This window comes from Brachybacterium zhongshanense, from assembly GCF_055385755.1.
Map to the genome: position 1 here is coordinate 1431709 of NZ_AP043790.1, position 23943 is coordinate 1455651.

The following is a 23943-nucleotide window of genomic DNA, read 5'->3' on the forward strand; positions in this document are numbered from 1 at the left end:
ATGATGCCTGAGCGCACGTCGGCCGGAAGCACGTCGGCCGGACATCGTGATTTACACACAGATACACACGCGGCATGCGCGGAGAGTGAGTCACAGCGCCATTCAGCAGTATCCATATCAACACTCGACCCAGACGATGCGTTCGTGAGTGCAGCTGTGGACGGAGGACGACCATGAGCAGCTGGTTCCTCGGACCGCCCGCATGGAAGGACATCGAGGCGATCCTCTCGGACCGACCCGCGGAGCTCGTCTCCCCGCCGATCGTCGTCGAGCGCACCGGCCGGGCAGAGGACCCCTATCGTCCCGTCCGCACGGTCGACTACGCCGAGCTGCATGCGCACTCCCACTTCAGCTTCCTCGACGGGGCCTCGAGCCCCGAGGACATGGTCGACCAGGCCGCCCGACTGGGCCTGCACGCCCTCGCCCTCGTGGACCATGACGGCCTGCCCGGCGCCGTGCGCTTCTCCCGCGCCGCCGCCGACCAGGAGATCGCGACCGTCTTCGGGGCGGAGCTGACCCTCGGCCTCGAGCCCGGCGCGATCACCGCCGGTACCACCCCGGTGCTCACCTCGCCCCGCACCGGAGTCCCCGACCCCGATGGCGAGCACCTGCTCGTCCTCGTGCGCGACGAGGAGGGCTACCGATCCCTGTCCGCGGCGATCGCCCGCGCCCACCTGGACGGCCGCACCAAGGGCGCCCCCCGCTACCGCCTGACCGAGCTCTCCCGCCTCGCCCACGAGGGCCGCTGGCAGATCCTCACCGGATGCCGCAAGGGGGCCGTCTCCCGGTCCGCCGCCGCACGCCTGGCCGACGGGGACCTCGAAGGCGCCGCCCATGCCGCGGCCGAGGCGATCGCGCGCCTGCTGGACCTGTTCGGCGAGGGCAACGTCGCCGTCGAGCTGATCGTCGGCGGGGGCGCAGAGGCCGACGATCTGCACGACGCCCTCGTCCAGGGAGCGCGTCTGGTGCGGGAGGAGCGGGACCTGGACGCGGTCTCCCTGCCGATCGTCGCGACCTCGAACGCGCACTGCGCACGCCCGGCCGACAAGCGCCTGGCCGACGTCCACGCAGCGCTGCGCGCAGGCGCTCCGCTCGCGGAGGCCGACCCCCATCTCTCCTCCCGCCCCTGTCACCTGCGCAGCGGCGAGGAGATGCTGCAGCTGCTGCCGCGCTATCCGCAGGCCGTCGCCGGAGCCGCTCGGATCGGCGCCGAATGCGCCCTCGACCTGCGCCTTCTCGCCCCCGATCTGCCGCCCTTCCCGGTGCCCGCGGGACATGACGAGGCCAGCTGGCTGCGGGAGCTCGTCGAGGTCGAGGGCCGCGAGCGGTACGGTCCGCGGCCGACGGAGTCCGCAGAGGAGGCGGAGAAGGCGGAGAAGGCGGAGAAGGCGGAGGAGGCGGAGGCGCCGGGCGAGCGCGTCCCCGGCGCCTGGGCGCAGATCGACCACGAGCTGCGGGTCATCTGCGACCTCCACTTCCCCGGATACTTCCTGATCGTCCACGAGATCATGGACTTCTGCCGCCGCGAAGGGATCCTCGCGCAGGGCCGCGGATCGGCAGCCAACAGCGCCGTCTGCTACGCGCTGGGGATCACCGCCGTGGAGCCCGTCGGCCATCATCTGCTGTTCGAGCGCTTCCTCGCCCCGGAGCGGGACGGCCCGCCGGACATCGACGTGGACATCGCCTCCGATCGCCGCGAGGAGGTCATCCAGCACGTCTACGCCCGCTACGGACGGGAGAACGCCGCCCAGGTCGCCAACGTCATCACCTATCGCGCGAAGCTCGCCGTGCGCGACGCCGCCCGCGCGCTCGGCTACGACACCGGCTCCCAGGACGCCTTCTCCAAGCGGATCGAGCGCTCCTTCTCCTCGCTCGAGAAGGCCGACATCCCGGCGGACGTCGTCGACCTCGCCCGGCGCCTCCGGGACGCACCCCGGCACCTGGGCATCCACTCCGGCGGCATGGTGCTGTGCGATCGGCCCGTGATCGAGGTGTGCCCCGTGCAGTGGGCGGCGATGGAGGATCGCACCGTCCTGCAGTGGGACAAGGACGACTGCGCCGACGCCGGACTCGTCAAGTTCGATCTGCTGGGGCTGGGGATGCTGACGGCGCTGGACCATGCGCTGCGGATCGTCGCCGAGCACCACGGCCAGACGTTCGAGCTGCGCACCCTGCCGCAGGAGGATCCTGCCGTCTACGACATGCTCTGCGAGGGCGACAGCGTGGGCGTGTTCCAGGTCGAGTCGCGCGCCCAGATCTCCACCCTCCCGCGGCTGCGGCCCCGCGAGTTCTACGACCTCGTGGTCGAGGTCGCGCTCATCCGCCCCGGCCCCATCCAGGGCGGCTCCGTGCACCCCTACATCCGACGCCGCGCCGGGGAGGAGGAGGTCACCTTCCTCCACCCGCGGCTGGAGAAGTCCCTCGGACGCACGCTCGGGATCCCGCTGTTCCAGGAGCAGCTGATGCAGATGGTCGTCGACGTCGCCGACTTCACCCCCGCCCAGGCGGACCGGCTGCGCCGCGCCATGGGCTCCAAGCGCTCCACCCAGAAGATGCTCGAGCTGTCCGACGCCCTCTTCACCGGGATGGCGGAGCACGGCATCGTCGGCGAGGACGCCGAGGCGATCCATCGCAAGCTGCTGGCCTTCGCCAACTACGGCTTCCCCGAATCCCACGCCTACTCCTTCGCCTACCTCGTGTACGCGAGCTCGTACCTGAAGTGCCACTACCCGGCGGCGTTCACGGCGGCGCTGCTGCGATCCCAGCCGATGGGCTTCTACTCGCCGCAGTCCCTGGTCGCCGACGCCCGCCGTCATGGGGTGGTCACCCGCGGTCCCGACGTCCTGGTCAGCCGCGCCCGCACGGATCTGGAGACCGACGCCGAGCATCGCCCCTATCGTGTCGACGAGGACGCGCCGGGGGAGCAGGTGCAGGGGCGGACGGCCGCACGCGGACCCGCGATCCGGCTCGGCCTGGACCAGGTGCGGGGGATCGGCACCGCGCTCGCCGAGGAGATCGTCGCCGAGCGCGAGCGCGGAGGCCCCTTCGCCGACGTCCCCGACCTCGCCCGACGGGTGCGCCTCAGCGCCCGTCAGCTGGAGGCTCTCGCGACGGCCGGCGCCCTGGACGCCCTCGCCTCCACCAGGCGCCAGGCGCTGTGGGCCGCGGGCGCCGCCGCCCAGGAATCGCCCGAGACCCTGCCGCACCTGAGCGTCGGCGCCCGCGCACCGATGCTGCCGGGCATGAGCGACGCCGAGCTCGCCTCCGCCGACGCCTGGGCCACCGGCATCACCCTGGCCGATCATCCGATGGCGCTGCTGCGGGAGGACCTCGCGGCCGACGGCGTGCTCGCGATCCGTGCGCTGCGGGAGGTGGAGGACTCCTCGCGGGTGCGGGCCGCCGGGGTGATCACCCACCGGCAGCGACCCATGACCGCCGGGAACGTCACCTTCCTCGGCGTCGAGGACGAGACCGGGATCCTCAACGTGGTCTGCTCGGAAGGCTTCTGGACCCGCCACCGGGCTCTGCTGCGCACCTCCCGCGCGGTCGTACTGCGGGGGATCGTCGAGAACGCCTCCGGCGCGGTGAGCCTGGTGGCCGACGACGTCGCCGCTCTCGACCTGGCCGCCGCCGGGCCCTCGCGCGACTTCCGCTGAGCGGTGAGCGGTCTCCGGGGCGGCCCCAGAGGCGGTTCCAGAGGCGGTCCCAGAGGCGGTTCCACCGAGCAGTGTCCGTCTACCACCGCTTGAACGCCGTTCAAACGGTGGTAGACGGACACTGCTCGCCCGCGTGACCCGCCCGTACCCGCATGACCAGGAGGAGCGTGCCAGCCCAGCCCAGCCCGGGTCAGGCGGCGACGGGCTCCTTGCGGGTGTCGGCCGGGAGCCTCCCGTGGGAGGGACGCAGGACCCGTGCGCCGCGGGAGGCGGTCAGCGCCACCACCAGGGCGACGGCGAACCAGGCGAGGATCGCCAGCAGCGTGGTCGAGGTCGAGGTGAGGGTGCCGCCCAGGGAGGCGTGGACGAGACCCTGGCTGACGATCGAGATCGGCATGAAGCCGCTGATCGACTGCAGCAGCGCCGGGGCGGTGGCCGTGGGCAGGATCCCGGTGAGGATCACCACCTGCAGCACCAGCAGCAGGATCGACAGCACGCGGCCGGTCCGCTCCCCGAAGACGGTCAGCAGAGCCTGGTGGACGGCCACGAACATGGCGCCTCCGACGAGACTGATCAGACCCACCGCGAGCGGGGAGACCGGATCGATGCCGATGGCGGTCAGCAGCGCCAGCACCGCCACTGCCTGGATGCCGGCGATCGCCAGGCCCGGCAGCATCGAGCGCAGCACCACCTGCCACATCGGCAGAGCCGACGACAGCAGGCGCGGTGAGAGCGCCGGCATCAGCAGGAACACCGCGAAGGCGCCCAGCCAGAGCGCGAGGGCGACCACGAAGGGGAAGGTCGCGGTCGCGGCACCGGAGGCCTCGTTGTCGCGGGTGGTGGTCGACGTGACCGGAGCGGCGCCCTGGGCGGACATCGTCTCGCGCTCGGACTCGGTGTATGTGGGGATCTGATCGGCGCCGTCGGAGAGGCCGTCGGCCAGCTCCGTGGTGCCGTCGGACAGCTGGGAGGAGCCGTCGGCCAGCTCCGAGGTCCCGTCGGCGAGCTCAGAGGTGCCGTCGGCCAGGTCCCGGGTGCCCGAGGCGAGCTGGTCCGCGCCGTCGGCCAGCTGCGTGGTGCCGTCGGCGAGCTGGGTCGCGCCGTCGGAGAGCTCGCCCGCGCCGTCGGCGCTCTGGCGGGTCCCATCGGCGAGCTGGGTCGCGCCGTCGGAGAGCTGGGAGGCGCCGTCGGCGCTCTGGCGGGCACCGTCGGACAGCTGGGTGGCGCCGTCCGACAGTTGGGAGGCTCCGTCGCCGAGCTGGCCGAGGCCGTCGGAGAGCTGCGCGACGCCGTCGACGACGGCGGGCAGGGAGTCCGCGAGACCGCGGGCGCCGTCGGCGAGGTCGTCCGATCCGGAGGACAGCTGCCCGGCGCCGTCGGAGAGCGACTCGGCGCCGCCGATCAGGCCGGGGTTCGACGCGGTGCCATCGCCCTCGAAGGCCTCGGCGAGACCGTCGGAGAAGGCAGTGGCTCCCTCGGACAGGGTGCTCGCCCCGGTGGAGAGCTGCTCGGCACCGCCGACGAGACCGGGGTCGGCCTCGGTGCCGTCGCCGTTGAGGCCCTCGGCGATGCCCTGCGTCCCCGTGACCAGTCCCGGGTTCGACTCCGTGCCGTCGCCGTTGAGGCCCTGGTCCACGGCGCTCGAGTAGCCGGCGAGGATCTGGGCGGCCTGCATGCATGCCGTCGCATCGCCCTCGGCGGTGCATTCGGTCTGCACCACGGCCGCGGCGTCGGACATCGAGGAGATCTCCGCCGGCTGCTCGGCGCTCAGCGGCCCGTCGAGCGCTCCGCTGAGCTGTGCGGCGCCGTCGGCGACCTGCTGCGCGCCGGTCCCGAGCTGCGAGGCGCCGCTCGAGAGCTCGGAGGCGCCGTCGGCGAGGCTGCTCGCCCCGCCGGCCAGGCCCGGGTTCTCGGCGGTGCCATCGCCCTCCAGGCCCTGCGCGAGGCCGTCGTAGGCGGACTGTGCGCCGTCGGCGTAGGTGCTCGCTCCGTCGGCGAGGTCGGACGCGCCCGAGGCCAGCTCGTCGGTGCCGTCGGCGAGGGACTCGGCGCCGTCCGCGAGTCCGGGGTTCTCGGCGCTGCCATCGCCGGAGAGGCCGTCGGAGAGCTGCTGGGCGCCCCCGACGAGACCGGGGTTCTCTGCGCTGCCGTCGCCGTTCAGCGCGGTGTCGATGCCGCTGACACCGGTGGCGAGGTCGTCCGTGCCGTCCGCGAGGTCGTACAGCCCGGAGGCGAGCCCGACGGTGCCGGTGCCGAGGTCGTCGGCGCCGTCGGCGAGCTGGCCGAGGCCGTCCGCGAGGGAGCCGGAGCCGTCGGCGAGCTCGGTGGTGCCGTCAGCCAGCTCGCCGGTCCCGCTGGAGAGGTCGTCCGCGCCGTCGGCCACCTGGCCTGCGCCATCGGCGAGCTCGGACGTGCCATCGGCGAGCTCGTCGGTGCCGTCGGACAGGTCGGAGGCGCCGTCGGCGAGGTCCTGCGCGCCGTCGGCGGCGTCGGAGAAGCTCGACTGCAGGTCGTTGAAGCCGACGTAGAGGCCGTCGAGGTACTGCTCGGTGAAGGTCGTGCCCATCGAGGAGGCCGCGGCGGAGCCCACGGCGCTGCCGATGGCTCCCTCCAGCGCTCCGGAGGCGTCGTTGGTCCGCACCTCGATGCGTGCCTGCACGGCATCGGTCGAGCCGATAGAGGCGAGGTTGTCGGAGAAGTCCTCGGGGATGATCACGACGGCGGCATAGGTGCCGTCCTTCAGCCCGGCCTCGGCGTCGTCCTCGGTCGTCAGCTGCCAGTCGAAGCCTGCTCCGTCGAGCACCGAGGACGCGTCGTCCGAGGTCGCGTCGTCGTCGGAGGACGCGGTGTCGGGCTGGGTGAGCGCACCGGCGAGGGAGCGGCCCAGGGGAACCGTCTGCTCCTCGCCGTCGACCTCCATCACGGTGCCCTCGTCGAGGTTGACGACAGCGGCGGGCACCTGGTCGAGGTTGTCCAGCCGCCCGGTCAGGGCCCACATGCCCACGCCCACCACGAGCAGCGGGAGCAGCAGGATGACGGCGAGGGAGCGGGGGTGGTTCAGGGTCTTCGGTCCGATGGTCTTCATGCCAGGGCTCCTTCGGAGGCGGCGTCGGAGGCGTCGGTGCGGTGATCGGGTTCGGCACCCGGACGGGCGCGCGCGACACGCAGGGCGATGCAGCGGGAGGGGTCCTCGAGGCGACCGATGATCGTCTGCTCGATCTCGGTGGTCTCCGCATCGTCGTCGGCGGGGGAGCCGACGACGACGACGGCGCCCTCGCGCATGAGCTCCTCGAGACGGCCGACGGTCCCGGCGGCGAGGACTGCGGGCCTGGCGAGGTCCGCGGCGTCGTCGATCACGATGATCGACGTGCCCGCTCTCGCCTCATCGATCCGGGCGGCGCGCGCGGCGACGTCCTCGCCCTCGCCGATGCGGTGGACCTGCGCCTGCATGGCCCCCAGGTCGTCGGGGGCGAGCCGGTCGTGCAGGGCGAGCAGTCCGGAGGTCGGCTCGAGGCGCCCGGAGGCGAGCTCGAGGAAGGTCCGACGGGCCGCGTCGTCACTGCTGCGCACGAGGAGCAGGGTGCCGGGGGAGACGGCACCGGTGAGCGGGCCGAGCGTGCCGTCGGCCCCGATCAGCGGCGCCACCATGTCCTCGAGGCGCAGCGCCGTCTCGCCGTGGACCTCGGTCCACCGGCGATGCTCGAGAACGGCGGCGAGGCCCTCGCCCTCGACGTCGACCTTGGGCAGCAGACGGTCGAGCCAGCGCGGCAGCCACCAGGCGTGCCGTCCCAGCAGCGCCAGGACGGCGGGGACCAGGGTCATGCGCACGACGAACGCGTCCACCAGCACGCCCACCGCGAGGGCGACGGCGATCGGCTGCAGCATGAACCAGCCGGAGGTGACGAACCCGGCGAAGACGCTGGTCATGATGAGCGCAGCCGCGATGACCACCGGCGCGCTGCCGGTGAAGCCGCGCTCGATGGCGCCGCGGGCGTCTCCCGAGTGGACGTACTCCTCGCGCATGCGCGAGACGAGGAAGACCTCGTAGTCCATGGCCAGGCCGAACAGGACGCCCATGACCATGATGGGCATGAAGGCGACCACCGGCCCGTTGACGCTCACGTTCAGGAGAGCGTTGAACCAGCCGTACTCGAAGACCATCGCCGTGACACCGAAGGCGGCGCCGACGGAGAGCAGGTAGCCCAGGGACGCCTTGATCGGCACCCACACGGAGCGGAAGACGAGAGCCAGCAGGATCAGGGACAGGCCGACGACGAAGATGCCGAACGGCAGCAGCGCGGAGGAGAGCTTGTCGGTGGTGTCGATGCCGACGGCGGTCGACCCGGTGACGGTGACGTCGGAGATGCCGAACTCGGCCTCCCAGTCGGCCGCGTGGTCGCGCAGCTCCTGGACGAGGTCCTTGGTGGACTGCTCGGTGGGACCGCCCTCGGGGATCACGGAGATGACGGCCAGGTCGGCGCCGGTGTTGGGAGTCGCGATCTGGATCTCCTTGACATCGTCCAGATCCGAGATGCGCGTCTCGAGGTCCTCGACGACCTGGAGCGGGTCATCGGTGTTGATGATGTCGGCGGTGACCAGCAGAGGGCCGTTGTAGCCGGCGCCGAACTCCTCGGCGATGAGGTCATAGGTGTCGCGGGCGGAGGTGCCGGGCTCCTCGGTGCCCTGGTCGGGCAGGGCGAGCTCGAGGTTCTTGAGGGGGATGGCGAGAGCGCCGAGCCCGATCACGACGAGGAGGATCGTCAGCGCCGGCACCTTGGTCGCGAGCCGCACCCAGCCGGTGCCGAAGGGGCGCTTGCGGCGGCCCTTCCCGTCCTGCTCCGCGGGATCGGAGATCTCGGCCTCGTCTGGCAGGACGCCGCCGTTCTCCTCCATCAGCCGACGCACGCGGCGAGGGCGCAGCCGCTCTCCGACGATGCCCATGATCGCCGGCAGGAGCGTCAGCGCGACGAGCACCGCGAGGGCGACGGTCCCGGCGGCGGCGACGCCCATGATGGTCAGGAACGGGATGCCGGTGACGAAGAGGCCGATGAGGGCGATGATCACGGTCAGGCCCGCGAAGATCACGGCGCTGCCGGAGGTGGCGAGCGCCTCGCCGACGGACTCGCGCACGTCGGCGCCGCGGGCGAGCTGGTCGCGGTGGCGGGAGAGGATGAACAGCGCGTAGTCGATGCCGACGGCGAGTCCCAGCATCGCCCCGAGCGAGGTGGTGACCGAGGGGATCTCCATGCCCGCCGCGAGCGCCATGACGGCCATCATCGAGGTGCCCACGCCGACGATGGCCGTAATGATCGGGATGACCGCGGGAATCAGGGAGCGGAAGACGATCGCCAGGATGATCAGCGCCAGGACGATGCCGACGATCTCTCCGATGCCGAAGGGGATCTCGGCGCTCTGCAGCACGGTGCCGCCCAGATGCGCCTCGAGCCCCGGATGCTCCGAGGCGACGTCGTCGACGATCTCCTGGATCTCGTCGACTGAGGTGTCGGGGAACTCGCCGATCTGCCCGTCCATCTGGAACTGGGCGATGATCGCGGTGTCGTCGTCGCTGCGCGTGCCCTCGGAGTACTCGTCGAAGGGCGAGGGGGAGGCCTCGACCCCGTCGACATCGCCGATCTCCTCCATGACGGACTCGATCGCCGCCTGCTGGTCGTCGACATCCGTCTCGTCGGAGGTGACGAAGACGACCTGGCCGCTGGCGCCGCCCATCTCGGGGAAGCGGGTGGCGAGGCTGTCGATGCCGCTCTGCGCCTCGGTGCCCGGGATCTCGAAGGCTGTCGAGAAGGAGCCTCCGAGTCCGACCGCGAGACCTCCCACGGCGACCAGCAGGACGGTCCAGACGGCGACGATCTTCCAGCGTGCTGCGGCCATAGCGCGGCCGAGCCGGTGCAGGGACGAGGACACACGGCCTCCAGAGGCGGTATCGGGGCGGGGAGGAGCAGTGAGGGACGGGCCCAGCCGGCCCCGGAGCGCTCGCAGGTGATGCGGGGCCGCGGGGACGCCGCGAACGTCACCTTCGAGACACTCATGCACTGGATACAGGAATGTATCGGTGAGATAGTATCGACAAGCACGCCGCCGCGTCTCCCAGGAAGCGGAGCGGCCTGGATCACATCCCGTCAGCCCCTCGAGGAGCCATGTCCGATCTGTTCGATCCGCTGCCCGCGAAGCCGGGCACGAGGCGCAAGGAGAACACCCGCAACCGCCTGGTGCGCGCTTCGCTGGAGGTCTTCGTCGAGAAGGGGCTGGACGGCGCGACCGTCGACGACCTGGCGCGGGCGGCGGGCTTCACGCGCGGCGCCTTCTACTCGAGCTTCTCGAGCAAGGAGGAGGTCTTCACCGAGCTGTTCTCCTCGGTCACCGCGGAGCTCCGCGAGAAGGTGCGGGCCGCCGCGGAGATGGCGATGCCGCTGGCCGACCCCTGCCGCGCCTCCGACAGCACCGAGGATGCGGTCGTGATGGTCGCGGTGTTCGAGGCGATCCGACCCTTCGGCCGGCAGTGGTACCTGCTGTACTCCGATGCGGTGGCCCGCTCGCTCCGCGATGAGCAGGTGCGTGCGGAGCTGGTCACCCAGCGCGGACGCATGCGCGACGAGATCGGGAACCTGCTGGAGATGGGGATGGAAATCTCCGGCGACCGGCTGCTGCTACCGACGGAGGACCTCGCGCAGCTGATCGTCGGCATCTTCACCGATCTCCTGCTGCGCGAGCAGCTCGACGGACGCGACATCACCGAGCTCGCCACGGTGACGATCCTGCGCACGGTGCACGCCTTCATCGAGTCCCGGCCCTCCGACACCTGAGAGCGGACGCACCGCCCGGGAGCGGACTCTTCCGGCGCACGGGATGCATCGGACAGGGCGCGATCGCGATGCGACACGCCGACGACCTCGAGATCTCCGTCTGCGGGGGAGCGGGCCGTACGTTTGGCGACGGTGGCGACGGCTGTGACGGCCGTCGCACCTGCTTCCCTCTGCTTTCCTCTTCCCCAGGAGCATCCGATGTCCCCGTACCGCCCCCGTCATGCGTCCGAGATGACAGCGAAGCCCACGAAGCCGGCGAAGGCTGCGAAGGCCGTGATCGACCCAGGGCGGCGAGCCGTCCTGCGGCGCGGAGTCATGGGTGCGGCCGCCGTGACAGTCGCAGGGGCCGTCGTCCCTGCCGCCGCCAGCGCCGCCGGGGAGATCCGCGGCCAGGACGTCTCCGGCTGGCAGGGGACTGTCGACTGGGCCTCCCAGATCTCCCTGGGCTCCCGGTTCGCCTGGATCAAGGCGACCGAGGGCCGCACATATCGCAGCTCGGACTTCGACCGCAACTACATCAACGCCACCGACGCCGGCCTGATCCGCGGCGGATACCACTTCGCCCGCCCCGACTCCGGGGGCCCCGAGGAGCAGGTCGACTTCTTCCTGAACAACGGCGGCGCCTGGTCCGACGACGGGATCACGCTGCCCGGCATGGTGGACCTCGAGGCGTACTCGGGACTCCCGCAGGACTACGGCCTCTCGCAGCAGGAGATGCGGGAGTGGATCTCCGCCTTCCTGATCCGCTACCGCGACCAGGCCGGGCGTCGCCCCGCCCTGTACACCAACGCCCATTGGTGGGACGACGTGGTGGGGGACTGGGCGCCGACGAACACCCCGCTCGTGCTCGCGGCCTACCAGTCCTCGGCGCCGACGAACCTGCCCGGCCGGTGGTGGGCATGGGACCTGTGGCAGTACTCGGACTCCGGCCCGTTCGCCGGGGACTCGATCCTCTGGCACGGCAGCGAGTCGCAGTTCGAGAGCTTCGTCTCGAGCGCGGACTACGACGCGCACGGCATCTGATCGGTCATCGCCTCTGATCGCACTGGGGCACGCATCGCTCACGGCCCCTGATCGCGCACGTCACGCACGCTCGGCAGCGATGTCGGGCGCTGTGTAGCCTGCCCCGGTGAGCACTGCAGATCAGACCAGCACCAGGACCCTCCCGCCGACATCTGGACGCCCGGTCGGCGCCGTCTACGCCGACCGGGGGTCATCGCACTTCGACATCCTCCTCGCCGCCATGGTCGTGGTGGTGATCCTCTCCGGCATCGGCGCCGCCAAGGGCGTCAGCTTCGGAGAAGTGCCCGGCACGGGCTTCGAGATCATCACCGACGGCGGCTTCTTCCTCTTCCCCCTGGCCTATGTGCTCGGCGACATCGTCACCGAGCTGTACGGGCCGCGCACGGCCCGCCGCGCCATCCTGACCACCTTCGCGGCCTCCATCCTCGCCTCCGTCGCCTACTGGGTGATCATCGCGCTGCCGCCCTTCCCGGACGAGTACGGGCTGGCCAAGCAGGAGGCCCTCGAGATCGCGCTCGGACCGGTATGGATCGTGGTGGTCGCCGGACTCGTCGGCTTCCTCGCCGGTCAGTCGCTGAACTCCTTCGTCGTCGGCCGCATGAAGAACCGCAGCGGCGAGCCCGGCCTGATCGGTCGGCTGTTCGCCTCGAGCGGCCTCGGCGAGCTCGTCGACACCATCCTCTTCTGCACGATCGCCTCCGCAGCGATCGGCATCACGACGATCGAGCAGTGGGCCGAGTACACGGTCCTCGGCTTCCTGTACAAGGTGCTCGTGCAGTACGCGATGATCCCGGTGACCTCGAGGGTCATCCGCTGGCTCAAGCGCACCGATCCCACCTACCAGCAGCGCCTGCTCGAGGCCTCTGCTGCCGAGCCCTCCCGATCCGCCGCCTGATCGCGAGGAGGCATCCTCTCCTCCTCACCGCCGTCACAGCGCGGAAGCGCCCCGCCGTCCAGGACGGCGGGGCGCTTCCGCGCTGTGATCTGCGGGCGGGGCAGACGCCTCGGGCCGAAGGCCCTCGCGCAGGTCAGAGCTTGGGCTCGACCTCCTTGGCGTAGATGCCCTCGAGGGTCTCCTGCAGGGTGTTCAGGGCCTCGGCGACATCGCCCTGCGCGGTGGCGAAGGAGGCCACGGAGTTCGCCATCTCCTGGTCGGCGCCGGGCAGGAACACGCGCGCGTAGTCCTGGGTGCGGGTGACCTCGAGCTGGTCGATGGCCGTCTGGATCTGGGGAGTGGTCTCGAGCAGCTCGGAGATGTCAGCACTCTTGCGCAGCGGCATGTAGCCGGTCGCTCCGGAGAAGGCGACCGTGGACTCGGGTCGGCCCATGAACTCGATGAGCATCGCCCCGGCGATCTGCTCCGCGGGGGTGACCGCCGAGGGGATGCCCAGGCCGGCACCGCCCGTCGGGCAGACCGGCCCGTCGACCGGTCCGGCCGGGAGGAACCCGACGCCGACGTCGAAGCTGGCCGCCTCGAGCACGCCGACGAGGGATCCGGTGGAGGCGATGGTCGTCGAGCACACGCCCGCGGCGAAGGTGTCGGCCGAGTCGGAGGAGGCGACCTGTGCCCAGCCGGCGTCGTAGATCGAGTCCTGCACCCACTGCATCGCGTCGATGGTCTCCTGCGTGCTGCAGGTCAGCGTCCACTCGTCGGACCAGGCGCTGCCTCGGCCCCACAGCAGGTTCTGCAGCGTCCACCCGGCATATCCGGCGAGGTCGGGGTACATGTAGGCGGTCTGCGCCTGCGTGAGACGAGGAGCCCACTCCTCGAACTCCTCCCAGCTCTCGGGGGCGCGGTCCTCGAGGCCGGCATCGGAGAAGTGCTGCCTGTTGTAGTAGAACAGCGGCGTCGAACGGCCGTAGGGGAGCGCCCACTGCTGGCCCTCGTACTGGTAGTCCGCGACGAGGGTCTCGCGGTAGTCGTCGACGTCGATGCCGACCAGGTCGATCAGCCCGTCGAGGGGCTTGATGCTGCCGTTGATGTAGTAGCGGAACCACCACACATCGCTGAGGACCACCGCCGCGGGAAGACCGGAGTCGGCCGCCTGCGCGGTCTGGAAGCGCTGGGCGATCTCCTCGTAGGTGGAGCCGGCGGTCACGTGGTTGACGGCGATGCCGGTCTCCTCGGTGAACTGCGCGATGAGCTCGGCCTCCACGTCCTTCGAGCCGCCGGGGTGATTGCTCCAGAAGTCGATCTCGGTGGCGGGCTCGACGCTGGAGTAGTCGAGCTCCTCGGTGCCCGCGTCGGAGGCGTCGGAGGAGCCGGAGTCGCCGACGGACGGTCCTCCGCAGGCGGCGAGCGCGCCGGCGCCCGCGACGAGACCGCCCAGGCCCAGCACACCGCGGCGCGAAGGGAGCTGCGGACGGGCGGAGCGGGAGCCGCGGGAGGGGAGGTGGATGGTCATGGGGGATCCTTCCGGAAGGGGTGGTGGGGTGTGCGGCGACCAGTGCGGAGGCCGCTGTCGGGGGTTCTCGGGGGAGATGTCGGGCAGAGCAGGACAGGGGGAGGGACGAGCGCGGGTCAGCCGGTGACGCTGCCCTGCGTCAGGCCCGAGACGATGTATCGCTGCAGGAGCGCGAAGACGATCAGCACGGGGACGATGACGACGACGGTGCCGGCCATGAGGATCCCCCAGCCGGATCCGGTGTTGCCCTCGGAGTTCTGGAGGGTCGTCAGCCCCACGGGGAGCGTCATCATCGAGGACTCGGTGGTGATGATCAACGGCCAGATGTAGTCGTTCCACTCGGTCACGATGGTCACCAGCGCGACCGTCGCGATCGACGGGAGGGAGATCGGGGCGACCACGCGCCACAGTGTGCGCCAGTGGCCGGCTCCGTCGATCGAGGCGGCCTCGAGGATCGACGGAGGGATCGTGAGGAGGTGCTGGCGCAGCAGGAAGGTGCCGAAGGCGGTGCCCAGCCCAGGCAGGATGATGCCCCAGTAGGTGTTCACCCCGCCCCAGCCGGCGATCAGGACGTAGTTGGGCAGGATCGCCACCTGCGGCGGCACCATGAGCGCGACGAGGATCGCCAGGAAGATCACGCGCTTGAACGGGAAGCGGACGAACACGAGAGCGTAGGCGGTCAGCATCGCGAGCAGCAGCTTGATGCTCGCGGAGACCACGGTGACGATCAGCGAGTTCAGGAAGAACCGCGGGATCGGCACGCTGGTCATAGCCACGCGGTAGTTCTCGAGCGTGGGCGCGGACGGGAGGATCCGCAGATCCTGGGAGAGGATCTCCTGCGGGGGCTTGAAGGAGCTGACGATCATCCACAGCAGCGGCAGAACGACGATCGCAGTGGCCACGAGCAGCGGCAGGTACCCGGTCGTGATCGTCGCGACCAGGTTCCGCCTCGAGAAGGGACCATGGCGCCGTGAGCGCATCGGGGCCGACGGCGTGGTCGCCGGGCGTGCGAGGGTGCTCATGCGTAGTGCACCTTCCTCTCGACATAGCGGATCTGGACGACGGTGATGACGATGAGCATCACGAACAGCACCACGGAGATCGCCGCCGAGTAGCCGGCGCGGGAGTAGCCGCCGAAGGCCTGCAGATAGGACTCGAAGATCAGGGCGTTGGTGCCGCGTCCGGCGGGGGTCATCACCCGCAGGATGTCGAAGGCCTGGAGGCTCGACAGCATCGTGGTGATGAGCAGGAAGAACGTGGTGGGGGAGAGCAGCGGCAGCGAGATCGACCAGAAGCGGCGGAGCCTCCCCGCGCCGTCGAGCTCGGCCGCCTGCAGGACCTCGGCGGGCAGCGACTGCAGTCCTCCGAGATAGACGATCGCGCAGTAGCCGAGGTTCTTCCAGACGTACACGATCATCACCATGACCAGCGCCATGTCGGGATCCAGCACCCATTGCGGGCTCGACAGACCCACCTGGCGCAGGATCCAGGCGAGGACCCCGAAGTTCGGGTCGAAGATGAACAGCCACACGAGGCCGACGCCGACGCCGGAGAGGACGTACGGGGCGAAGGCGGCGGCTCGGGCGAGCGTCGTGCCCGGCAGCTTCGCGTTCAGTGCGAGGGACAGCAGGAGACCCAGGAGCATGGCGCCGCCGACGGTGACGACCGTGAACACGAGGGTGATGCGCAGGCTCTCGCGACCGGCGTCGGAGGTGAGGAACTCCTGGTAGTTGCCGAGGCCGATGAAGGTCGCAGCATCGGATCCGAGCGTCCAGTCGAGCATCGAGTAGTACACGTTGGTCAGCAGCGGCCGGTAGGTGAACAGCGCGATCAGGATGATGTTCGGGGCGGCGAGGGCCAGGAACCACAGCGCATCGCGCCGGGCACGTGCCGTCATGCCGCGTCGGCGCCGAACCGGCGCAGACGCACGGGGGCCGACGGGCGGCGAGGGCGCAGCGCTGGGTGCAGCGGTGCTGTCGGGAGCAGTCGTCGTCATCCGTACCTCGGTTCCTGTGAAGCGCCCCGGCACTGCTCCGGGGCCGCATCATCACAGGTCACGGCGATGTCGTCGCGGCGGCTCGAGCATGGACGCCAGAGGTCGGACGGATGAGCACCGCGTGAACCGGTGGCCGCCCACGCACGAGATGTGGCTCAGCTCATAGGATGTTCGGCGCCTTCCGCACCCTTCCGGCGGAACGCCGATAATGTACGTTATGTAAAGTCCATCGGAAGCGACGCCTCCTTCGGCTCTCGCCCCGGCGCAGCGCTCCCCATCCGGGCATCCGGACCATCCGGACCATCCAGGCATCCGGGCATCCGGAGCCCTTGACGTGGACCGCGGCGCCGACGAGGCTCTCCGGAACGATGCTGCGCGGTGAGAGGACCGACGATGACGACGTACTCGAACACCGACGAGTTCGCGGGCGCGACCTTCATCCGCACGAGCTTCCACGGCGCATCGCTGCGATTCACCGATGTCAGCGGGGTCACGATGCGCGCCGTCGACCTCGATGGCCTCGACATCGACAGTCATGATCTCGCCTTCGGGTCGCTCATCGTCAACGGGGTGGATGTGGTGCCGCTGGTCGAGGCAGAGCTCGACCGCCGGTTCCCCGGTCGCGAGCTCCAGCGCGCACGGACGCTCGAGGGACTGCGCGAGGGCTGGGCGGCAGTGCAGGCGGCCTGGGCGGAGACCATGGAGTCGACTCCCCCGGACCTCGTCCACGCCCATGTCGAGGACGAATGGTCGCTCGTACAGACGCTTCGCCACCTGATCCTCGCGACCGACGCCTGGCTGCGGGGCGGCATCCTCCACGAGGAGCAGCCGTTCCATGAGATCGGACTGATCTTCACCGGCGCGGCCCAGGCAGGATTCGACATGTCGATCTTCCGCCCCGATCCTCCGGAGCTCGACGAGGTGATGACGGTGCGCGCCGAGCGCCAGCAGATGGTCACCTGCTTCCTCTCCGAGACGACCCCGGAGGCGCTCGAGGAGGAGCGCGATGATCCCTGGGGATCCGAGGAGTGGAGGCCGTCCGTCGGAGACTGCATCCGCGTGATCCTGGAGGAGGAATGGGCGCACCTGCGCTATGTCCGGCGGGACCTGGCACTCCTGGAGGGCCGGTGAGGGTCAGAGGGCGGCGACGACGCCGTCTCCCCCGTCCCAGATGGCTCTCAGCCTGACGACTCCGTCGAGTCCGCCGACAGTCCGGGAGATCGTGAACTCCCCACCATCGAGCAGCTCCTGCTCGCTGGGGGTCTCGACCCCCTCGTCGACCTCGCGGCGCAGCAGGACGGACTGCTCGCGCACACCGACCTTCCTCTCACCGTCATGGATCTCGAGCTCAGCCTGCCGCTGCGTCCCGCACAGGGCGCGGAGGAAGCATCCCAGGGCGACCTCGTCGCCCAGACCGTCATAGACGAACCTCTCTCCGAGCACGGAGTGCCGCATCGTCGTGATAAACGAGTCCTCACCCCCCTCGAGCGGAGAACCTCGGTAGGTCAGCGGGAGATGGAACACCTCTTCGCCGGTGCGCACGAGGTGGCACTCGACGCCCACCTCCCCCTCGGGGTCGTCGAACCGGTAGGCGCCGAGGATGGAGATCCCCGCGCTCGCCTCACTGCTCCCCCACGTCCTCGCCGCCAGGAGCTCGCGCAGGACCTCGTCCTTGCCGGGTTCGAGCTGCGCCCTGTGGATGATCGCCATCCGTCGACGATACCGCTCGCCGAGGCGCCGCTCAGCACCCCGGCGACGACCTGTTCAGAACAGTGCGGAGCACCGGGGTGAGCACCGGGGTGAGCGAGAGGTCACCGCCGCCCGAGGGGCGCCGGACGCGAGCGAGGGGTAGCCTGACCAGCGCCGCCCTGCTCGGTCCCTGACCGCTGCGGCACTCGTCCTCGTCCTCCGCACGGAGGCCGCCGCCCCCGGAGTCCCCCTGAAGGAAGTCCCATGGGAGAACTGCACCTCGGTTTCGAGATCGCGGCGCTCGTCGTGCTCTGCGCCATCCTCCTCGCCGACCTCCTGCTGGTCGTCAAGCGCCCGCACCTGCCCTCCATGCGGGAGTGCGCCGCCTGGATCGTCTTCTATGTCGGCCTGGCCCTGGTGTTCGCCGTGGTGCTCTACTTCGTGGGGGGCACCGAGCCCGCCTCGGAGTTCGTCACCGGCTGGCTGCTCGAGTACTCGCTCAGCATCGACAACCTCTTCGTCTTCATCATCATCATGACGAAGTTCGCCGTGCCCAGGAGGTATCAGCAGGAAGCACTGATGGTGGGCATCGTCATCGCCCTCATCGCGCGCGGACTGTTCATCCTCGCGGGTGCGGTGATCATCGAGCACTTCACCGCCATCTTCTACCTCTTCGGTCTGTTCCTGCTGTTCACCGCATGGAAGCAGGCCTTCGGGGAGGACGACGAGGGCTCCGACTCGTTCATCATGCGCAAGGTGCAGAAGGTGCTTCCCGTCTCCGAGGAGTTCGACGGGAACAAGCTGCGCACCGTGGTGGACGGCAAGAAGCTCTTCACTCCCATGCTGCTGGTGTTCCTGACCCTCGGCATCACCGACGTCATGTTCGCGCTGGATTCCATCCCCGCGATCTTCGGCATCACCCGGAACCCGTTCCTGGTGTTCACCGCCAACATCTTCGCGCTGATGGGGCTGCGGCAGCTGTACTTCCTGCTGGGGCACATGCTGGATCGACTTGCCTACCTGCAGTACGGGATCGCTGCCGTCCTCGCCTTCATCGGCGTGAAGCTGCTGATCCACGCCATCCACGAGGCCCCGCTGGACTTCGTGCCCGGTTTCGAGGTCCTGCAGCGGATCCCGGAGGTGCCGATCTGGCTCTCCCTGGTCTTCATCCTGGTCGCCATCGGGGTGTCCGTCCTGGTCTCGGTCGCGGTCAACGCGCGGAGGAACCGCAGGAACAGGACCGCCTGAGCCGTCCGGCTCAGGCCGCGGCCGCTCCCGGCAGCAGCCTCCCGTCGACCAGCCTCAGCACCCGATCCGCGCGAGCAGCCACCTCCGCTTCGTGCGTGACCAGCACGATGGTCATGCCCTCAGTGCGCAGCCGGTCGAGGGCGTCGAGCACCCATCCGGTCGCTGCAGCATCCAGCGTCCCGGTGGGCTCGTCGGCGAGGAGGATGCTCGGTCGATTGATCAGCGCCCGGCAGATCCCGGCCCGCTGCAGCTGACCGCCGGAGACCTCCCCGACGCGGCGTGCGGCCAGGCGGTCGATCTCCATCTCCTGCATCAGCGTGCGGGCACGGTCCTGGATGCTGGTGCGCGGCTCGCGCCCTGCGACGACACCCGGCAGCACGACGTTCTCGAACAGGGTCAGCGCCGGGAGCAGGCGGATCTGCTGGAAGACGAACCCGATGCGCTCCAGCCGGAACCGCGCGAGACGGCGCTCCGAGAGGCCCTGGAGGTGCTCTCCCCCGATCTCCACGCTTCCTCGCTCGGGGTGCTCGAGCCCTCCGATGATCTCCAGGAGGGAGGGCTTCCCGCTGCCGGATGCGCCGGTGAGCGCGAGCATCTCGCCGCGCCGCACCACCAGATCGACGCCTCGAAGCACATCGACATCGCCGAAGCGCCGCTCGATCCCTGCGGCGCGCAGCTGGGCCCCCTCCCCGGTCGCCGAGCCCCGGTCGTTCCTGTCCGTGCGTGCCATGGGTTCCGCTCCTCGTCCCGCGTCCGTCCTCGTCCTCGCCGTGCTCGTGCGCCTGCGCCGCCTCATCCCTCTGCTCCCTCCGCACGGCTGACCCCGTCCGCTGCGCGCAGCGCCGACCGCGCGGTCAGCGCCGAGGTCCCGCCGACGACGCCGGCCATCAGCACGGGCATCAGCAGGAGCGTCGTCGCAGAGACGCTCTCGAGTCGGATGCGGCTCGCGCCCTGGAGCATCCCCGCCGGTCCGACGAGAGTCGCCTCGAGGGCGAGGTTCAGCAGGCCCTGGCCCATCAGAGCTCCGCCGACGGCTCCCCCGGTGATGCCGAGCACGAGGACCATCAGCATCTGCAGCGTGATGCGACGCAGCATCAGGGCATCCCCGAGGCCCAGATCCCGGTGGACGGAGATCGAGTCCCGCTGGCTCGCGAGGTCGAGTCGCAGCACCATGGCGCTCATCAGCGCGGCGAGCGCCATCGCCGCGAGGGTCGCGCCCTGCGCCGCCCCGCCCATCTGACGCGCAAGGGGCCCCAGCAGCTGGTCGCGATGCTCCTCCGCCTCAGCGATCTCGAAGCCCGGATGGGCATGGGCGAGCTCTTCCGCGAATGCCGGGACGTCGATGCCAGGGGCGATCGTGATCCCGACCGCATACCTCTCGACGGGGGCATCACGGCCCGCGCCGCCCCCACCTGCTGCGTCCTCAGCGGCCTGCTCGTCCTCGGGCTGCGGAGCCTGCACGCGCCCGGTGATCCCGCCGTGGGTGAGGTCCTGGTAGGAGCCGACGATCACGAGCTCGGACCGTCCGCCGGCCCCCTCTGCCCGGACCATCTCGAGGGTGTCTCCGACGGAAGCGCCCGCTTCCACCAGGGCGAGCAGTGAGAGCGCAATCTCCCCCTCGCCCGTCGGCGGGCGTCCCTGCGCGTACTCCGGATCCAGCACTCCCCTCTCCCCCTCCGCTACCGGCACCGCGATGCGCTCGCCGGATCCCGTCACCATCTGGCGGCGCACGACGGCATCGCTGCTCAGCGCCTGCACCCGCGGATCCGCTGCAAGCTCCTCCTCGAGCTCGGCGATCCGACGCGGAGCGTCCTCAGCGGCCGGCGCCTGGACGAGGACGTCCACGGCCCCGACGCCGAGCGAGGTCAGCATCCGCGGAGAGGAGAGCGTCGCAGCGATGCCGCTCGGGATCACGACGAGCATCATGCACAGCCCGAGGACGCTCGCCAGCAGCACAGAGCGCCCTCCGCTGCGGCGTATGCCGCGCACGGCCAGGGCCGCGCTCACCGGCACACCGCGCCGCAGGAGCAGAGGCCGTCGTCGGTCCCGTCGACTCCAGCGGCCCCAGCGGCTCTGCCGCGCGCCCGCAGCGTCCGCCCGCAGCGCTGCAGCGGGGCTGGCCCGGCGCAGCCGTCGCAGCAGCAGGGACGTGAACGCGAGAGTCGCTGCCACCAGAGCCAGAGCAGTCACCGATGCCGCGAGCCTCGAGGGCGCCGACCCGCTCTCCCCCGTGAATCGCGTCAGGCGCTCGCCGACCGCAGGCTCGAGCACGAGCGCCCCCAGGAGGCCGATCAGACCGGCGGGCACGCCCACCAGTGCGATGCGCAGGAGGTGCATCCGGGCGATCACCCCGTCAGGTACGCCGATCGCCCGCATCACCCCGATCTCCCGACGGTCCCGCTCGAGCGTCGTGAGCACGCCCAGGCGCAGGCAGAGGGCCCCGATCGCTGCCACCAGGAGGGAGATCAGGATCAGGGAGCCGGCCACGAGCCCCTCGCCGATCATCATGAACAGTCGGAATGCTCCGCGGTCGAGCATGGGACCGTTCGCCGGCAGCCCGGCCTCCGCATAGTCGGCGGACAGCGTTCCTGCGGTCAGGTCGCCCCCGCGATCCAGCCAGAAGCTGATGAGGTGCTCGGGCGTCCCCGTGTGCGCGGCCACGGCACGCATGTCCTCCGCGCTCACCGCAAGGCGCTTGGAGCTGGCGAAGGCGGTGCTCATGAGGGAGTCGCGGACGAACCCGGCCACCTCCAGCTCCTGGCGGAACCCGTCAGGGGCCATGATGGCCACCGTGTCACCGACCTCCAGCCCGTCCTCCACGGCATAGAGGACGGGCATCCAGACGGTCCCCGGTTCGACCTCTGCGAGCACCTCGCCGTCGGCGGAGATCAGTCGGTCCCGCTCGGGCACCGGGACCGTCAAGGAGTTCTGCTGAAGGCTGGAGGACTGCGAGACGCCGGCGAAGGAGAGCTCGGACCCCTCGAGCGTCAGGAGATCGGTGACCTGGTGGACGGCCAACGCAGGGCGCTCCTCGGCGAAGGCGAGGATCTCCGTCCGCTCCTCGGCGGTGAGCTCGCCCGTGTGCATCTGGACGAGGTCGGGGGCATCGGCGCGGTCCAGCAGGTTCTCCGACGCGCCGGAGAGCCGGGCCAGCAGTCCGACCCCGGTCGCGGCGAGCAGCACCGACATCGCCATGAGGATCCCGAGGACGGCGGTGGCGGTCAGGTCGCGGCGCAGACCGGCGACGGCGAGACGGGCGAGCATCGTCGGATCCTCCTGCCCGGTCGGGCACCGCGCGGTGCGCGGACCGGAGCCGATCCCCGGTGGACCTCGGGCACCTGCCAGCCTCGCCCCGTCGGGTTCCGACGTCGATCCGGCCAGCCCCCTGCGTTCGGGGAGGATCGCCCCCCGGTCGTCAGCTCGGGATCGCCTCCGCGCGCCGTGTCCTCTCGGTCTCCGCGCTCCCCCCGAGTGCGACGTCGCGACCGAGGCTCAGGGCGCCGCGGCGAGGACCCCGCGGGGCCCGAGCAGCTCCCGCAGCGAGCCGATCATCTCGGTGCCCGGCGCCTCGAGAGGGATGCCGGGCGTGACGAGCATGAGCGCCCGCACGCCCGCGGCCTCGGCGGACTCGACGTCGGCGGGCCTGTCGCCGACGGCGAGGCATCCGGTCGGCCGCAGACCGTGCCGGTCGAGCAGGGCGAGCGTCATCGCTGGATCGGGCTTGCGGGGGAACCCGTCCGGTGCGCACACCATGTCGTCGATCCGCAGCCCCAGGCCTTCCACGAGCTGCTCGGCGCTCTCCCGGTCCCGATGGGTCGCCACCAGGTTCAGTCCGCCGGCGGCGCGCACCGCGGCGAGAGCCTCGACGGCACCGTCCATGACGGGCGGTGGAGCGTGCCTCCAGCGCTCCTTGACGTCGTCGTAGGCGCGCCGCAGAGCCTCCTCCTCGAGATCGCCGCGGGCGGCCAGGACTGTGATCGCATGGCCGCTGGAGACGCGGGTCAGAGCGGCGACCTCCTCGAGCGGGGCGCCGGAGGCCTCCGCGAGGGCGCGATCCACGTCCGGATAGGTGTCCACGAGAGTCCCGCCGAGGTCCCAGATCATCGCGCGCATGCCCCCATCGTGCCAGGACGGCGGGTCGGGACGCTCGGACGCGGCCGCCCGGAGGGTCGAGGGCGGAATCCCGGGGCGTCCCGCACGGTGTTCACTATGACCATGCCCCTGCTCGACCAGATCGCCCAGCTCGGTGCGCTGACCCTGCTTCTGCTCGTCGGTGCCGCCTTCATCGCCGGCTGGGTCGATGCGGTCGTCGGCGGAGGCGGCCTGATCCAGCTGCCGGCGCTCCTGACCGGGCTGCCGGCGGACACGTCGACGGCGACGGTGCTGGGGACGAACAAGGTCGCCAGCGCCGCCGGCACCGCGGTATCCGCCGCGACATATGTGCGGCGGGTGATGCCCGTCGCCGCGACGGTCGTGCCGCTCGTGGTCTGCGCCGCGCTGGGGAGCGCCGCGGGCGCGGTGGCGGCCAGCGCGATCCCCAAGGAGTGGATGTCCCCGATCGTGCTGGCGGCGCTGCTGGGCGTCGGCGCCTACACGCTCGCGCGGCCCACCATGGGCCTCGACCACACCCCGCGCCACCGCGGTCGCGGCCATGTCCTGCGCACCGCCGCGATCGGGATCGGCGTCGGACTCTACGACGGGCTCCTCGGGCCGGGCACCGGGAGCTTCTTCATCATCCTCATGGTCGCCGTCCTCGGGTACGGGTTCCTCGAGGCGAGCGTCCATGCGAAGCTCGCGAACCTCACCACCAATCTCGGCGCCCTGCTGGTCTTCGGGGTGCAGGGCCAGGTGTGGTGGCTGCTCGGGGCGGTGATGGCGCTCGCCAACGTCGCGGGAGGGTATCTCGGGGCCCGACTGGCGATCCGCCACGGATCCGGCTTCGTGCGCGTCGTGTTCCTGATCGTGACCGCGGCGCTCGCCGTCCGGCTGGCGGTCGACTCCGCGCAGCTCCTCCGGTGAGACGGGCCTCCGCAGGTCGACGCGGGGAAGGCCACATCGATCGTCGGGCAACGGGGAATACGGTCCCGTCGGGCGTCGTTGACGGG

General features: G+C 70.8%; 16 protein-coding genes. 7 read left to right on the plus strand and 9 right to left on the minus strand.

Going from position 1 to position 23943, the window contains the following annotated elements; genetic code table 11:
* Positions 1–173: 173 nt before the first annotated feature.
* On the plus strand, positions 174–3656 hold the full coding sequence (locus ACZ5AJ_RS06535) for an error-prone DNA polymerase (RefSeq protein WP_464138178.1): 3483 nt from the start codon (positions 174–176) through the stop codon (positions 3654–3656).
* Positions 3657–3846: 190 nt separating this feature from the next.
* On the opposite strand, the gene ACZ5AJ_RS06540 is transcribed toward ACZ5AJ_RS06535, so the two are convergent.
* Complete coding sequence (locus ACZ5AJ_RS06540) at positions 3847–6741, minus strand: YhgE/Pip family protein (RefSeq protein ID WP_464138179.1); 2895 nt, start codon at positions 6739–6741, stop codon at positions 3847–3849.
* On the minus strand, positions 6738–9578 hold the full coding sequence (locus ACZ5AJ_RS06545) for an MMPL family transporter (protein ID WP_464138181.1): 2841 nt from the start codon (positions 9576–9578) through the stop codon (positions 6738–6740). The genes ACZ5AJ_RS06540 and ACZ5AJ_RS06545 overlap by 4 nt, the downstream gene beginning before the upstream one ends.
* A gap of 233 nt (positions 9579–9811) precedes the next feature.
* On the opposite strand from ACZ5AJ_RS06545, the gene ACZ5AJ_RS06550 reads away from it, so the two are divergent.
* The 3 genes from ACZ5AJ_RS06550 (at position 9812) to ACZ5AJ_RS06560 (ending at position 12395) form a co-directional block, all read left to right on the plus strand.
* The gene (locus ACZ5AJ_RS06550) at positions 9812–10477 is read left to right on the plus strand and encodes a TetR/AcrR family transcriptional regulator (RefSeq protein WP_464138182.1); all 666 of its coding nucleotides are present in this window, start codon (positions 9812–9814) and stop codon (positions 10475–10477) included.
* A 198-nt stretch (positions 10478–10675) separates the two neighbouring features.
* Positions 10676–11500 carry a GH25 family lysozyme gene (locus tag ACZ5AJ_RS06555; protein ID WP_464138184.1) on the plus strand — a complete coding sequence of 275 codons (825 nt, stop codon included), beginning with the start codon at positions 10676–10678 and terminating at the stop codon, positions 11498–11500.
* Positions 11501–11606: 106 nt separating this feature from the next.
* Positions 11607–12395 carry a queuosine precursor transporter gene (locus ACZ5AJ_RS06560; protein WP_464138185.1) on the plus strand — a complete coding sequence of 263 codons (789 nt, stop codon included), beginning with the start codon at positions 11607–11609 and terminating at the stop codon, positions 12393–12395.
* Positions 12396–12528: 133 nt separating this feature from the next.
* On the opposite strand, the gene ACZ5AJ_RS06565 is transcribed toward ACZ5AJ_RS06560, so the two are convergent.
* From ACZ5AJ_RS06565 to ACZ5AJ_RS06575, 3 genes are all read right to left on the minus strand, one after another.
* A complete protein-coding gene (locus ACZ5AJ_RS06565; RefSeq protein WP_464138186.1) occupies positions 12529–13905 on the minus strand; it encodes an ABC transporter substrate-binding protein in 1377 nt (458 codons plus the stop codon).
* 116 nt (positions 13906–14021) lie between these two features.
* Positions 14022–14927 (minus strand): carbohydrate ABC transporter permease, encoded by a 906-nt coding sequence (locus ACZ5AJ_RS06570; protein ID WP_464138188.1) that lies wholly within the window; start codon positions 14925–14927, stop codon positions 14022–14024.
* Positions 14924–15901, minus strand: coding sequence for a carbohydrate ABC transporter permease (locus ACZ5AJ_RS06575; RefSeq protein ID WP_464138189.1), 978 nt, complete (start codon positions 15899–15901; stop codon positions 14924–14926). Before ACZ5AJ_RS06575 ends, ACZ5AJ_RS06570 begins: the two co-directional genes overlap by 4 nt.
* A gap of 393 nt (positions 15902–16294) precedes the next feature.
* On the opposite strand from ACZ5AJ_RS06575, the gene ACZ5AJ_RS06580 reads away from it, so the two are divergent.
* Positions 16295–17032: a DinB family protein gene (locus ACZ5AJ_RS06580; protein ID WP_464138190.1), complete on the plus strand. Its 738-nt coding sequence runs from the start codon at positions 16295–16297 to the stop codon at positions 17030–17032.
* Between the two features lie 3 nt (positions 17033–17035).
* Here the strand turns inward: ACZ5AJ_RS06580 and ACZ5AJ_RS06585 are convergent, their stop codons facing one another.
* Positions 17036–17611, minus strand: a complete 576-nt coding sequence (locus ACZ5AJ_RS06585) for a maltokinase N-terminal cap-like domain-containing protein (protein ID WP_464138192.1) — start codon at positions 17609–17611, stop codon at positions 17036–17038.
* A 243-nt stretch (positions 17612–17854) separates the two neighbouring features.
* Between ACZ5AJ_RS06585 and ACZ5AJ_RS06590 the strand changes: the two genes are divergently transcribed.
* Positions 17855–18838: a TerC/Alx family metal homeostasis membrane protein gene (locus tag ACZ5AJ_RS06590; RefSeq protein WP_464138193.1), complete on the plus strand. Its 984-nt coding sequence runs from the start codon at positions 17855–17857 to the stop codon at positions 18836–18838.
* A gap of 10 nt (positions 18839–18848) precedes the next feature.
* Here the strand turns inward: ACZ5AJ_RS06590 and ACZ5AJ_RS06595 are convergent, their stop codons facing one another.
* From ACZ5AJ_RS06595 to ACZ5AJ_RS06605, 3 genes are all read right to left on the minus strand, one after another.
* The gene (locus ACZ5AJ_RS06595; RefSeq protein WP_464138194.1) at positions 18849–19568 is read right to left on the minus strand and encodes an ABC transporter ATP-binding protein; all 720 of its coding nucleotides are present in this window, start codon (positions 19566–19568) and stop codon (positions 18849–18851) included.
* A gap of 62 nt (positions 19569–19630) precedes the next feature.
* Positions 19631–22102, minus strand: a complete 2472-nt coding sequence (locus tag ACZ5AJ_RS06600) for an FtsX-like permease family protein (protein ID WP_464138196.1) — start codon at positions 22100–22102, stop codon at positions 19631–19633.
* Between the two features lie 228 nt (positions 22103–22330).
* On the minus strand, positions 22331–22951 hold the full coding sequence (locus ACZ5AJ_RS06605) for an HAD family hydrolase (protein WP_464138198.1): 621 nt from the start codon (positions 22949–22951) through the stop codon (positions 22331–22333).
* Between the two features lie 102 nt (positions 22952–23053).
* Between ACZ5AJ_RS06605 and ACZ5AJ_RS06610 the strand changes: the two genes are divergently transcribed.
* Complete coding sequence (locus ACZ5AJ_RS06610; protein ID WP_464138199.1) at positions 23054–23857, plus strand: sulfite exporter TauE/SafE family protein; 804 nt, start codon at positions 23054–23056, stop codon at positions 23855–23857.
* Positions 23858–23943: the final 86 nt, after the last annotated feature.